Source organism: Halobellus sp., from assembly GCF_042218505.1.
Taxonomy (GTDB): Archaea; Halobacteriota; Halobacteria; order Halobacteriales; family Haloferacaceae; genus Haloquadratum.
This window is the reverse complement of the sequence record NZ_JBDGQZ010000008.1, coordinates 68,034-82,042: the sequence shown is the minus strand read 5'-3', so window position 1 is coordinate 82,042 and position 14,009 is coordinate 68,034. Positions and strand designations below refer to the sequence as shown.

Sequence of the window (14,009 nt, the reverse complement as noted above, 5' to 3'; positions counted from 1 at the left end):
AGTCTAATTGGGTGGCATCCTAACCTTCAGTTGAGATGCCTACCGTAGAATACCTCAACTACGAAGTGCTGGACGATCACGGCTGGGAGATGGACGACGACGAACTCTTCGACAAGGCCGCCGACGCAGGCCTCGACAACGAGGATTACGGCTCGCTCGAAGTCAACCAGGGCGAATACATTCTCGAAGCCGCAGAGGCGCAGGGCTACGACTGGCCCTTCTCGTGCCGCGCGGGTGCCTGTGCGAACTGCGCATCGATCCTCAAAGAGGGCGAAATCGATATGGATATGCAACAGATTCTCTCCGACGAGGAGGTCTCTGAGAAGAACGTCCGTCTGACCTGCATCGGGTCGCCGGCCGCCGACGAAGTCCAGATCGTCTACAACGCGAAGCACCTCGACTACCTCCAGAACCGCGTCATCTGAACTCGCCACGAGGCGACTGAATCGTACGGCGGACCAACCTTCCATTTCTTACACAGACAGTCCCGACAGCCGCAAGTGGGTCGCCGAGTGCACCGAACCAAAGGCCTAAGCCCATCGGTACCGAACCTGATTCTATGAGCACGGACGCTGCAGGCGGCGACGACGACCTGAAAGAGCGTGTCACGAACTTCCTGCGCCGGAACTTCCCGCAGATTCAGATGCACGGTGGCTCGGCCGCCATTCAGCACCTCGACCGCGAGAGCGGCGAAGTGTCGATCCAACTCGGTGGGGCGTGTTCGGGCTGTGGCATCTCCCCGATGACCATCCAGGCGATCAAGAGCCGGATGGTCAAGGAGATCCCCGAAATCGAAACCGTCCACGCCGACACCGGTATGGGCGGCGGTGGCCACGAGGGCGGAACGTCTCCCTCCTTCCCCGGCGAGACGTCGGACGACGAGGGTGATAGCAACGAAGGCCCGCAGGCCCCATTCTAAATAACCCACTCGACTCCCAGCCCGGGACCGGTGATTCTTTGACGCCCAGGCCGCGAGAGGTGGATATGTCTACTGAATCGCCCGAGAACGTCCTCTTCGTGGTGATGGATACGGTCCGAAAGGACCGCCTCACCCCCTACGGGTACGACCGCAACACGACCCCGAATCTCGACGCTTTCGCCGACGAAGCGACAGTCTTCGAGCAGGCGGTCGCACCCGCACCGTGGACGCTGCCGGTGCACGCCTCGCTGTTCACGGGGATGTACCCCTCACAGCACGGCGCAGACCAGGAGAACCCGTATCTGGAAGGTGCGACGACGCTCGCACAGACGCTGTCACGCGCGGGCTACGACACCGCGTGCTACTCCTCGAACGCGTGGATCACCCCGTACACCCACCTCACCGATGGCTTCGACGAGCAGGACAACTTCTTCGAGGTGATGCCCGGCGACTTCCTCTCGGGGCCGCTCGCGCGCGCCTGGAAGACGATGAACGACTACGAGGCGCTCCGCGCGGTTGCGGACAAACTCGTCAGCCTCGGGAACACGGCACACGAGTACTTCGCTGGCGGGGAGGGGGCGGACTCGAAGACGCCTGCCGTGATCGACCAGACGCAGGCGTTCATCGCCGACAGCGACCGCTCGTTCGCTTTCATCAACCTGATGGACGCGCACCTACCGTATCACCCACCCGACGAGTTCGCCGCGGAGTTCGCTCCCGGCGTCGACTCTATGGCCGTCTGTCAGAACTCCAAAGAGTACAACTCGGGCGCTCGCGACATCGACGAGTCCGAGTGGACGGACATCCGAAACCTCTACGACGCCGAGATTGCACACATCGACGCCCAACTGGGGCGGCTATTCGACTGGCTGAAAGCCGAAGGACAGTGGGACGACACGATGGTCGTCGTCTGCGCCGACCACGGCGAACTCCACGGCGAACACGACCTCTACGGGCACGAGTTCTGCCTGTATGACCCGCTGGTGAACGTCCCGCTGTTGGTCAAACACCCCGCTCTCGAAGCGGATCGGCGCGACGATCAGGTCGAACTCATCGACCTGTATCACACGGTTCTCGACGCGCTCGACGTCGACGGCGGAACGCCCGCAGCAGCAGGTGAGGAAGCCGTCGCGCTCGATCGGACGCGGTCGCTGCTCGCAGGCTCATACCGCGAGTTCGAGTACGTCCCCGGAGCGGACCGCGACCCCGGCCAGCGCGGCGATGGGGCGTGCGCGTTCATCGAGTACTCCCGTCCGGTCGTCGAACTCAAGCAACTGGAGGAGAAGGCTGCCGACGCCGGCATCTCGCTCCCCGAGAACTCACGCTTCTACTCGCGGATGCGAGCCGCGCGCCGGACCGACGCGAAGTACGTCAGGATCGATCGGATCAACGACGAGGCCTACCGGCTGGACGCCGACCCCGACGAGACCGACGACCTCGCGGGCGCGGACGACCCAGCCATCGCTGAGGTCGCGGACACGCTCTCGGAGTTCGAGTCTGCGGTCGGCGGCGCGTGGACCGATGCGCTGGACGACGACGTCTCCGACGAGACTGTCGAGGAAATGGACGACGACGCCCAGAAGCGCCTCCGCCAACTCGGATACCTGGAGTAACCACAGCAGCACTGGGCGGAGGAAGTATATATGACGTGGAGATGGAACTGAGATACCCTCGGCTCAGCATACAGCTGTTGGAAAAGTCAAATCGCCGGTCACTGCTGACGCGACGAATGTGTCTGAACGTTACTGTCGGACGACGTTCGCTGCACGCGGGCCCTTCGGTGAGGACTCGATGTCGAACTCCACTTCGGTACCTTCCGTGAGGTCCTCGCCGCCGACATCTTCCATATGGAAGAAGACGTCTTCGTCGTCGTCGAGGTCGCCGTCGTCAGTCGAGATGAACCCGTAACCGCCTGTGTCGTTGAAGAAATCAACCTTGCCGTGTGCCATTGCATACAAAGGTAACCCGGTTTTGGGCATAACCCTTGCGAGGGTCGCGGTACCACGACCCGGCACTGCAGTTCCTGTCCCTTCCGACTCCCCGTATCACCCGACACCGGGAGGCCGACGCCCGAGAACGGACCTGCGCGCAGTATTGCTCGGAGAGTTGTCGTCTTTGCCGGTATCGGGAGCGAAATCGGGGCCAGTGCGATCAATCAACTCTCGAAAATCGTCGGGTTGGTGTTAGTCCTGGGTGCGCTCAGGGTGAACCGGTGAGACGGTCGGTGCGTCGTCGTGATGAGTAACACGACTATCGCGACCTACTCCTCGTCTGCTCGCTCGTCAGCGGGCGGTTGCCCCTGATCGAGCAGCGTCTTCGAGACGCGGACCGATTCGGTGTCCTGCCGGCCGAGAAACTGGTCGAGCGTCCCGAAACTGACCTCTCCATCGAGATAGAGGTCGAACACGTCCTCCGTGAACGAGTCCTCGTCTTCGATCTCTGCAAGATGCTCTCGGAGCGCCTCCGTGACGATCTCTCCCCGGCTTTTTTGTGTAACCTTGGCGGCAACGCTGGTCTTCTCGACAAGTTCCGTAGGGATCCGAAAACTGACCTTGATCTTACTCATTATCTTCTGTACGCTTCTGATTTCTGTATACACTAATAACCGTAGCGTCGGGGCGCGTCTCTGAGCCGCCCACCCGTTCGGACCCAACCCGATGGTTCGACGAGGTCGGGTGACGGGATACCCGTACCACTCCTCCGATTCTGGCCACGCGACGTAGTTCCGATCAATCCCTGCTGCGGCCGACTACGTTGCTGATGCCCAGCCTACCGGAAGTCACTGCCCTCGTCGCATCGGACAGTTCTTCTGTCACGAAATTACCTCCAAGTATATTTAGTGGCAAAATTATGTGCTATAACTAATATAAAACCGATCGAGGCCCTCGGTACGTCTGTGAACGTCAGATGACTGCCAATAACGACAGAATCCTCACGACGCACGTCGGGAGCCTGCCCCGTCCGGAATCGCTCCTGAAATTCTTCCAGCAACGACAGGCCGGTGAATCGATCGACAGCGACGCCTTCGACGAGGCGGTTCGGGAGGCGACCGAATCAGTCGTCCGTCGCCAGGACGAAATCGGGATCGACGTCGCCTCCGGCGGCGAGCAGAACCGCCTCTCGTTCGTGACTTACGTCGTCGACCGTCTTGCCGGATTCGACGGCGAGTCGCCGGCGATTCAGTGGGCCGACCTCGAAGCATTCCCGGAGTACGCTCGCGAGGTGCCGACGTTCAGCGAGTGGTCCGAACCGGGAGCGACGATTCCCGCCGTGACGGGCCCGATTGAGTACGACGGCGAGGCCGAGACACGCAACGAGTACGAACACTTCGAGCAGGCGATCGAATCAGTCGACGCCGACTTCGAGGACACGTTCGTGACCGCCGCCTCGCCCGGGGCTGTCGCCTCGTATCTCGGAAACGAGCACTACGAGAGCCACGAGGCCTTCACCGAGGCGATCGCCGGTGCGATCCGACAGGAGTACGAACTCATCGCCGAGACCGGTGCAACCCTGCAGATCGACGCTCCCGACCTCCTGGGTGGCCGGCATCTGAAATTCAAGGATCGGTCCGAGGCGGAGTTCGTCGATGTCGCGAAAACCCACATCGACGCGCTCAACGATGCACTGGAGGGGATCCCCCGAGACCAGGTCCGGATCCACGCCTGCTGGGGGAACTATGAGGGGCCGCACCACCACGACATCCCACTCGCCAAGGTGCTCCCGCATCTCACGGACGCCGACGTCGGTGGACTGCTCCTCGAACAGGCAAACCCGTGCCACCAGCACGACTACCACCTGCTGGCCGAGCACTCACTCCCTGACGACTGGACGCTCGTCCCCGGCGTCATCGACGTGACCGTCAACTACGTCGAACCGCCGGCCGTCATCGCCGACCGCATCGAGCGCTTCGTCGACGCGATCGGTGACCCGACGCGAATCGTCGCCGGCGCGGACTGCGGCCTCGGGACCTTTGCCGGGTTCGGCGCGGTACACCCGGAGATTGCCTGGAAGAAACTCGAGTCACTCGTCGAAGGCGCGGAACTCGCCTCCGAGCGGGTGTTCTGACGGCCGTCTACTCCCTGTTCCCCGTTCGAACCTGGTCCCCGCTGGCGCGGTATATCGCTCCACAAAAGTTGTCGCACGACACACGGCGGATGTGATTCGTCGCTCTTGTGTTTCGGGTGCAGTGCGATTGCGGGTCGGCCGTATCCGCTGTTGCACCGCGAGGCGCGCGACTACGAGCATAGCGGCATCTCCCGGCAGAAAAAGGTGCTCCGAAAAGTCCGCAACCCCGGACTGTTCGTTCTTCACGAACGAGAGTGAAACCGGCCGTCCAGTTGGGCGACGCTCCGGGCGGAAGGCCGGATTCGGAATCGGACTCGCGGGCGAACACATCTCGGGTGAGCGCAGTTAGCCGATCGGCGTCTCGATGGTCACCTGGGCGTCTTCGATGGCGCGACCGATACGGGGGTCGAGCGCAGCCACTGAACTGTCGGTGTAGCCGTCTTCGTTGTCACTCTGGAGGGTTTCCTGGGCGCGCTGGAGGGCATCGACGGCCGCACGGAGTCGGTCGTTCGACCGCACGGCCGCACCCTCCTCGGTAGCGGCGACCGCGTCCTCGACGGCCGTCAGCGCACTCGATAGCAGTTCGATCACCTGTCCCCTCGCCCCATCTTCTTCTGCAAGACGTCCCGCGAGGTCGCGCAGGTCTCTCAGAAACGCCGCCAGTGAGCGGACTAGCGACCCCTTGCCCGCTGTGACGACCTCTCTGATGGTGTCGTCGGCATCACCGAAGTCGGCAGGAGTGACGCGGTAGGCGCCACGCCGCCCGTTCCCGTCAACCACCGCAACCGTGTAGGTCCCCGCGCGGTGGACCGGAATCTTGTACCGGTCCGGCTCGACCGGGCGACCGTCGTACACCGTGCCGGCGTAGTCCTCGATGACTCGCACGCGCTCGACACCGTTCGCGGCGCGGCCGTCGCCCCGAATCGTCGCGGCGTCCTCGCTGGCGACGACGGTGAGTTCCCCGCCAGCGCCGGCACGGACCAGTCCGCCATCGTGGTCGAACCGCTCGGCGACCGGCGCGTAGCCAGGGCCGTTGACCACCAGCAGGTGGTCGCCCTGCTCGACGCGCAGCAGGCCGAAGACGCCGCCGCGGGTGACTGTCGCGACCGGGTCCGGACTGGCCAACCTGACGGCGGCCTCGACCGGCACCCCGAACAGCGAGACGGGAATCTGGTCTGCCAGGGCCGATCGGGCGTCGTCGCTCACCTGCGGTACGGTTCCTTCGGCGCCCGCCCGGAGCTGTCGCACTCTGCCGACGACACGATTGGTGAGCCCACCGGACACCTCGCCGGCGATACTGCGGCGGTGGTCCGGGTCGGTCACATCGGTCAATGGGTCAGTAAAGCGTGGCTGCTCCCACGGGGTGCCGACCGACGTGATGTGGCTAGCGAGTCGGTCCTCGGCAAAGCCCGGCACGGCGAACTCGAAGCTCAACTGTGGACCCACGAAGTCGCCGACGGCCGCACGGACCCGCGCCATCGGTTTGAGCGCGTACGCGACGTCGCCGTCGGTCTGGCTCTCGGAACTGGTCAGCACGAGCCCCGACTCCCGAGTTGGGATGTCCGCGGGTGGCCGCGGGAGGCCGTTCCACGAACTGACGGTGACTCACTCGTCGATGAAATCCCCGCGGTCGACCGACAGGTCCGGATGTTCGTCCAGCGGCTGGCCGTCGAGTTCCGGCAGTACGAACGGCAGCCGTGCCCCCTCGTCGCGTGGCAGGCCGTAGGCGAATGGGGCACGGACCCGCGTCGAGATACTGACGGCATCGTTTGTGATGTCGGAACCCCAGTCACTGGACGGGACCCGTTCGAACGTCGGGACGACGGCGTTTGTCTCGCTGGCACTGGAGTGAGAGCCGACCTCCAACAGGACCCCGGGCCGACGCTCCTCCGGGGTAGGCGGGTTGGCATACTCGTTGTTGGGCACCGTCCGGGAGTGAGCGCTCGCCGACAGCAGCAGGGGCGCTCCCGTCTCACGGTCGACGAACACTTGGAGCAGTTCCCAGTCGTGCCAGTGGAAGTTCACCGTGAACTGATCGAACGCCGAGTACATCCAGTACTGGATGGCGTCGATACCCGGACTCCCGGCGTCCTCGACCACGTTGTAAAACACCGTCGGCCACGGCGGCGACCTGGAGTTGGTGAAGGCCGCGGCGTAGTTATCGAGCGCGTCGAACCCATCCAGAACGCTATCGCCGGCGCCGAGTAACTCAGTGGGGTCGGTCGGGTACCACTGTTCAAGCCGGCCGAAGTACAGGTCTGGCGCGTACCGCCGCACGATGGTCGGGGCTGTCGGCTCCGGCGCGTCGGTGGGAGTGGGCGCTGGCGTCGGCTCAGGTGTCGGTCCCGGCTCGGTCGGTTGCTCGTCCGGGCGTGTCTGGAACCACGCTGTCGCCGCGCCCCCACCGGCCAACACGCCTGCGGCGAAGGCGCCAAGGACGCGCCGCCGACTCGACCCACCGGACCGCTCCTTCCTTTTATGCCCGGACATAGCGCGCCTATTTCTGGGCTGATAACATATACTTTGACTCGGCCCGGGTGGGACGGCGTCTGAGGCCTCCAAGCGGGAGTATCACGAAGCCCACGATTTCTGTCAGATGATACAACTGAGGTGCTGACAGAGCGTGCTCTGCGGTGGGACGCTCTCGATGCCGCAACCCAAACGTCGCACACGCAGAGCGGGCGTCTTTCCTGGTGGATCAACGGCACTATGGCCACAGAGTGCCGCCTATGGACTGAGAGACAGGCGATTGTCGAGAAGGCGGCTCCCCGTCGATTTATCTGGTTGTCGATAGCGCATTTCGCCTGTGCAATAACCCACATTTACCGGAGTATGAGAGTGAGACGGGGACGAACGCCTGATTCTACATAAAGTCCGCAAACCCGGACTGCTTGTTCTTGTCGTTTTCGAACACCGATTCGAGACTCCGTTCCAGCACTTCGAGTCGTTGCTTGGTGTACTCCCGACAGCCGAACTCCTCGGCGACGTGGATGGCAGTGTCCATATATTTGTTCACGGACCCCTCGTGGACTGTCAGGTTGACGCGACCGCCGCACTCTCGACAGTCGCCGGTCAGCGGCATCCGTCGGTACTTTTCGCCGCAGTCGAGACATCTGGTCTCCTGTCTGGAGAACGCTCGGAGGTTTCCGATCAGGTCGGGGAGGAAGTGGTATTCGATGACGCGCTCGGCGACGTCAGTTTCGTCGACGGCCCGCAGTTTGCGGGAGAGTTCCAGCTGCGCGTCCATCTTGTCCATCATCGATCCGAGCGTCTTGTACGCCGAGAGGTCTGGGCCCAGTGCGATGTCCGTGGTATCGTGGGTGTGGTCGAAGCCGCGGTACTCATCATCGGTGCCGAGTGTGTCCTCGCCCAACTGGATGATGTCTTCGACCGCACCCGGATCGGCCATCTCGCGAGTCGCCTCGTAGAACTCCAGGGGATACCGCCGGACGATGTCCATATTGTGCGCTTCGTCGTCGATTTCGCTGGGGTCGATCCGCGAGGACATCACCAATGGTGCGTCCATCGAGTTGTGTGCATAGAGCCAGTTGGCGGTGAAGACCGGATCCCCTCCGACCTGTAGGTCGTAGAGATATCCGTCGTAGTCGATTCGATCGACGGTTTTCACCCTGAGGTACGAGAGGTCTCCATCCACTAGCGGACGGATCGAATCGAGCTTCGAACGTGCGCTTTCAGGGAGATCGCGACCCTCGATCGCCGCCACTATTTCCCGTAGTTTTTCGAGAGAGACGTTCTTTCGACGCTTCAGATACTCCGGGATCAGTTGCTTGATGCCCTCGATGTCCATCTCCCGAATCTCGAACAGCGCCTCCGGAATCGAGACAACGAGACTCTTGGGTTGATACGGCTCGTCGCCGTCGAAGATGCGTTGGAGTTGGTTGTCGGACGCACCACCAGAAACGGAGACTGTATAGATGGGTTGTCGGGACTCGTCGCGTTCCCTGTGTGAGACGTTTGCGACGATCCCGAACCGATGGAGGAGGAAGACGAGTCCGTCCTTGACGTCTTCACTCGTCGTGTAACACGCGACTGTTGTCACATTCCCGTCCGCCGTTTCGCTTCCGTCCCCTGCTATGAACCCTCGCAGGAACGCGAGCGCAACGTCGTCCGCCGCACGGAGGATACAGTCCGGGACCACCTTCTCGCTCGAATCGGACGAGTCGGCGTCTTCGAATCCGATATCGTAGAGAACCTCGCGGAACACCGCAGGAAAGGCAATCTCGTAGGCTCTGTTCGACCACCGAACGCTCGGCGTCGCGCCGAGGGCGGATTTGCTCGCGCCGACGACTCGATCGACGAGGGTTTTCTCGCTATTATGAATCGTCGGTCTGACTCCGGACAGCGATCCCTCGGCGACGAACATACCGAGGAGCCAGGCGAAGTCCTCATCGACATCGATGAATCGTTCGATTCCGTCAGATGATCCCTTCAGACCGACTTCGACGTCCTCCGGAACATTCGATCCGGACGCCTTATCGACCGAATCGATCGTTCCCTTGGACAGTTTCGGCTTCGACAACCGATATGAGAGTCCCCCGTCGAACGCGACGCGGGTCGAGTCCCTTCGCTCCGCGTCGTTCCACACGTCGGTCAGAAACGCCTCGATCGAGTCGTCGAGAAAGACGTACGGGTCTTCAACGGCGTCGAGCGCGTCGATCGTGGTCTCCGTCGGCTCAATCCCGAGAGTCTGCGGTGCAAGAACGAGATCACCGGGTTCGAGGTCGGCTCCCGCTACCTCTTCGATCCCCTCATCGTACCGGAAGAGGCTATGATGCTCGGTGAGGTCGAGCGAACGGCCGAACTGTGTCTCGACTCGGACAAGCGACTCGTCGGAGTCGGCTCGGTACCGAATCGCTTTTTGAATGGGCTTTAGAGACGCTTCGTGGTTTTTGTCGAAGGCGTACGTTTGCCACCCCTCGGAAACGCAGGTCTTCTTCCGGAACTTCCCGTCGTGTTCGACGGGACTATCGAGTTCATTCCAGAACTCGTCGAACGTGGTGAAGTGGACCTCTCCATCGGGAGCGACCGCGACGAGCCGAGCGCCCGCTGAGACGCTTCCACCGCGCTTGTCGGGGAGATAGGACTTCGAGAAGTTCAGCAGGCCATCCATAAGAAGCATCACGCAGTCTTCGTCGCCGTCGCATTGACCTGAATAAATAGAATTTGACAATAATGTGTGCGTATCCTGGACAGTCAGACAGTACGTGTGATCGACGTCGCGTTCGACGTACTCGATCGTCGCGATGGCGTCCGTCTCACGTCCGCCGTCGGCATATGCCGGCTCTGCTGTATCAGCGGCTGCGACGTCGCCGATTGGTGGATCTCCCGGGACTGCGAGGCAGTCGCCCGGAGCCAACTCCGTCACCTCAATCTTCTCTACGCCGCCGTCCCTCCGACAGAGTCGATGATCGGGAGTAACTGTGATCTCCCGCCCGCTCCGCGTCTCTACGCGTACGAGATGCTCCGGCGCGACGTGTTTCGAGACCGCCTCGACCGGTTTCGGGACCTCCTCGCCGTCCTCGGTTATCGACGGGACGTACACGTCGCCGTCGAGTTCCTGGACGAGCGTGCCGAAGTCGTCCTCGTCGGGGTCGTCGAGTCGCGGCTCGACGAGACCGCGAATCGGCTCGTGGTGCCACTCGTCCTCCTCGTCGCGGTACCAGACCTTCGTCTCGGGATGGAAGCAATTACGCCGCTTCGCGGCGTGAAAGTACGGATGCGCGTAGCCGACGGCCGCGGAGGTGAAGCCGACAACCCGGCCGACCACAGCAGCGGACGTGTGCGGGGCCATCCCGAAGACGAGTTCGCCGATCAGATCCTCGCGCTTTTCGACCTCATAGAAGGGGGGCAAGCCGTAGAACTGTTCGAGCAGGTCGTCGACGAAGTCCGCGGTCTTGAGCATATGCTCGGCCGCGCCGTCAGAGAGGACAATGTCCTGTACTTTCAATTCGACGAGCTGGTCGTCGAACTCCAGCGGCTCGCCGTCGATGTCGGTCTCGTACCCGAGGTCGCGGAAGTCCTCGGCGGTCACGTCGAGTTCCGAGGGGCGAACCGCCGTGACCGGAAGGTCTGTCATATCGTATCGGACCGTGCCGTCTTTGAACGAGGTGACGCCGTTCTTCGCCCGGAGCACGCCCTTCCCCATCGGTTCGGGCGTCTTGTCCGACGAGGTGAGTCCCTGAACGCCTTTTAGAATGTCGTAGGCCGACTCGCGTTCACCCACGCGTTCGAGCGCCTCGCGGTACTCCTCGCCGACGTCGATCGAGAACCACTCGGGGCTCTCGACGTCCCGCTCACAGCGGTCGCAGTGGACGCGCCCGGAGTCGTCTGGTTCGATCACCTGGCCGCACTCCTCGCACTCGTAGTGCGGTTCGGTGTGCATCTCGCAGTTGGGACAGCGCGTTCGATACGTGTGGGTGTCGCACTCGGGACAGAGTCGGTCACCCACGCGAACGTCGACGATGCCTTTCTTCCCCTCGTCGTCCCGGGCCCGCGCCGCCTCGCCGACGTCGCGCTGGCTCCCCCCGGCCTCACCGATCGGGAAGAGCGTGTGGACGGCCGGCGAGAGGTCACGGGACTCGGACTTCTCGGGGCGGCCCATCCGGTTGCCGATGCGGGTCGGCGCGCGCTCCCGGATCCTGAAGGGCGCGACCTCGTTGACGGCTTCGAGCGCGTTCTCGCCGTCGTCCCACTCGTGGGCCTGCGGGGAGAGGTCGCTCGCGGTCCAGGTCCGCTCGAGCGCCCCCCCGTCGATTCGGAAGCCGAGCGATCGAACCAGGACCCGCCACTCGGGTACCTCGATGGTATCCCCGCTCTGGGTGTGTTCGACGAGCAGGCGTTCAAGCGTGCGTGCGATCGCATCGGAACGTTCGACGACGAGTGCGTCGTCGCCACTGGACGTGCGTGGAGTGTCATCTCGATCCGTCGGGGCGTCGACGAGTCCGCCGTCGGCCTCGGCAGCGACGATCCGGCCGTCTTGGACGGCATCGGCGAGGGCCTCGAACTCGTTGAGCGAGATGTCGTGCCAGAGGTACGTGTAATCCGGGTGAAGTGGGCAGTCGTAGGCGGTCGCCCACTCGGCCGCCTCCTCGGGCGTCGGGTGGTCGAGATCCACGCTCGGATCGTCCGCGAGCGCCTGGACTGGTCCGCCGGCCGCCTCGAACTCTTGGATCCACCACTCGTAGACGTACGAGGCCGGCGCGAGCGGGTGGTTGTTCTCGACGAACTCGCCGTAGTTGACGAGATACTCGCCGAGGTCGATGATCTTCTCGACGCCGTTCCGGACTTCGAGCGCCTCCGCGGGGTCGTCGATCTGCCGCACGTCGCCGTTCGCCAGTCTCACCGTCGGCCCCTCGATGGAGTCGACCGGGATGACGCCGGCGGCCTTTCCGGGCCGTTCGGTCTTGATCTGGGTGCCGGTCGCGAGGAAGTCGTCGACGAGGTGCATCGTCGCGGGGTGGACGCCGGCGGTCGCGAAGCCGTGGTTGCGAGCGCGGCCGTAGCGGAGGCGAAAGCCACCGTCAGCGCTCGGATGGCCGAAGACCGGACGACCGGCGATCAGGTCTCGGAGGTACTTCGTCGACGGATCCGGCCGCGGTGATCCGGTCGGAGCATCGGGATCGGAGACGTCGCCTGCGCCCTCGGCACCCTCGCTATCCTCGTCTGCAGGCGCGTTGCCGCCGTCGGACTGCTCGTTGTCGTCGGCGTTCCCGTCTGCCCCTTCTGCGTCCGAACCGATCGTCCCGTCGATGAGGTCCTGTAGCCACGGCCAGTCGACTTCGTCCAGACCTCTGGTGTAGCGCTGGATCTTCGGGGCTTTGAGTGCGATCCCCTCCGCGAGAACGAGACACATCCCGCCGCGGGCGGCGTTGGTGTCGACGCGCTCGAGATCCCGAAAGCCCGAAACCTCCTCGTCGCCGGTGGCCTCGCCGTCCAGCATAATCGGCATATGCCCGGCGATGAACCTCGTTTCCTTGTCTTTCGGCGAGTACTGGAGGCCCGTCTCTTTGTCGTAGAGGCCGATCTCCTCCGCGTAGCGCTCGACCTCGTCGGAACGGGCTGAGTACTCCTCGATGTCGAGCAGTGAACGAGCGTAGTCGGCGACCAGCACAGAAAGGGCCTGGGCGGTCCCACCCGCAGAGCGGATCGGGCCCGCGTAATAGACGTTCACGAACTCAGTGCCGTCGTCGTTTTCCAGAATCTCGACGCGGTCGATGCCCTCGATCGGTGCGGCGACGACGCCCTCGGTGAGTAGCGCCACAGCGGTCCGGACCGCGCCCTCGATCTTCCCGGCGCGGCCCTCGTAGTCCCCGACAGTGCCGTCGACGAAGTCGGTGACGAGGTCCAGCGCGGCCTCCTCGCGGGACATCTCGCCCTCCAACTCCCGAACGCGCTCGGCGACGCCGTCGATCCCGAGGATGTTCTCTACCCGGTCGGCCATATCTTTCGCGATCGGGATTTCGACTGCAGGTTCGGGATCTCGCCCCTGCGCCTTCGCTCGCGCTGCCCGCTCGAACGCCTGGTCGAGACGGGATTCGATCCGCTCGAAGTACTGCTCGTCGTCGCCGCGCATTACAGCCAGAGGTCTAGATCAGTCGGTTCGTGGTGGGCCCGTTCAAGCGGTTCGTCGAACGCGCGGAGGTGGACTTCACCTGCGAAGACCGTCGCCGAACTGAGGTGGCCCGCGAGCGCCTGACCGCTCCGCCGCGAGAGCACAGCGTGAGTGTGCGCAAAGCGCTCGCCGTCGAGGTCGGCGACGTTACCGACGCAGGCGGCGACCTCCAGGGGTTCGTCGAACGTCACCGACTGGTACTCCTGGTCATCCTGATCGTAGAACCATACTTCGGCGTCCTGAACGGCCCCCATCGCCTGAAACCACGCCGCGTCGATGCCTTCGAGGTCGGCGAACTCCTCGATCTCCGTGCGCCAGTCGGCCCCTGTTTCGAGTCGAAGCAGGAACTCCCGGGTCGATTCGACCTCGCGGTAGTGCATACCCACCCTCTTG

The 14,009-nt window shown here is 63.4% G+C and carries 10 protein-coding genes; 4 read left to right on the top strand and 6 right to left on the bottom strand.

Translation table 11 applies throughout. The features are described 5' to 3' along the window. Positions 1-35 precede the first annotated feature (35 nt). From fer to ABEI27_RS02420, 3 genes are all read left to right on the top strand, one after another. Positions 36-425, top strand: coding sequence for a ferredoxin Fer (fer, locus tag ABEI27_RS02430; protein WP_375797825.1), 390 nt, complete (start codon positions 36-38; stop codon positions 423-425). A 134-nt stretch (positions 426-559) separates the two neighbouring features. Beyond that, positions 560-919 carry a NifU family protein gene (locus ABEI27_RS02425; RefSeq protein ID WP_375797824.1) on the top strand — a complete coding sequence of 120 codons (360 nt, stop codon included), beginning with the start codon at positions 560-562 and terminating at the stop codon, positions 917-919. Positions 920-984: 65 nt separating this feature from the next. Beyond that, the gene (locus ABEI27_RS02420; RefSeq protein ID WP_375797823.1) at positions 985-2,532 is read left to right on the top strand and encodes a sulfatase; all 1,548 of its coding nucleotides are present in this window, start codon (positions 985-987) and stop codon (positions 2,530-2,532) included. A gap of 129 nt (positions 2,533-2,661) precedes the next feature. On the opposite strand, the gene ABEI27_RS02415 is transcribed toward ABEI27_RS02420, so the two are convergent. Both ABEI27_RS02415 and ABEI27_RS02410 read right to left on the bottom strand, forming a co-directional pair. Continuing rightward, on the bottom strand, positions 2,662-2,868 hold the full coding sequence (locus ABEI27_RS02415) for a cold-shock protein (RefSeq protein WP_004978121.1): 207 nt from the start codon (positions 2,866-2,868) through the stop codon (positions 2,662-2,664). A gap of 311 nt (positions 2,869-3,179) precedes the next feature. After that, positions 3,180-3,485, bottom strand: a complete 306-nt coding sequence (locus tag ABEI27_RS02410) for a ribbon-helix-helix protein, CopG family (protein WP_375797822.1) — start codon at positions 3,483-3,485, stop codon at positions 3,180-3,182. A gap of 341 nt (positions 3,486-3,826) precedes the next feature. Between ABEI27_RS02410 and ABEI27_RS02405 the strand changes: the two genes are divergently transcribed. Further along, positions 3,827-4,984, top strand: a complete 1,158-nt coding sequence (locus ABEI27_RS02405; protein WP_375797821.1) for a cobalamin-independent methionine synthase II family protein — start codon at positions 3,827-3,829, stop codon at positions 4,982-4,984. 345 nt (positions 4,985-5,329) lie between these two features. On the opposite strand, the gene ABEI27_RS02400 is transcribed toward ABEI27_RS02405, so the two are convergent. The 4 genes from ABEI27_RS02400 to ABEI27_RS02385 form a co-directional block, all read right to left on the bottom strand. Then, on the bottom strand, positions 5,330-6,520 hold the full coding sequence (locus tag ABEI27_RS02400) for a hypothetical protein (protein WP_375797820.1): 1,191 nt from the start codon (positions 6,518-6,520) through the stop codon (positions 5,330-5,332). Positions 6,521-6,589: 69 nt separating this feature from the next. Further along, positions 6,590-7,474, bottom strand: coding sequence for a hypothetical protein (locus ABEI27_RS02395; protein ID WP_375797819.1), 885 nt, complete (start codon positions 7,472-7,474; stop codon positions 6,590-6,592). Positions 7,475-7,847: 373 nt separating this feature from the next. Further along, positions 7,848-13,577, bottom strand: a complete 5,730-nt coding sequence (gene polC / locus ABEI27_RS02390) for a DNA polymerase II large subunit (RefSeq protein WP_375797818.1) — start codon at positions 13,575-13,577, stop codon at positions 7,848-7,850. Continuing rightward, entirely contained in the window at positions 13,577-13,996 is a 420-nt protein-coding gene (locus ABEI27_RS02385) for a PPC domain-containing DNA-binding protein (RefSeq protein ID WP_375797817.1), read from the bottom strand. Before ABEI27_RS02385 ends, polC begins: the two co-directional genes overlap by 1 nt. Positions 13,997-14,009 lie beyond the last annotated feature (13 nt).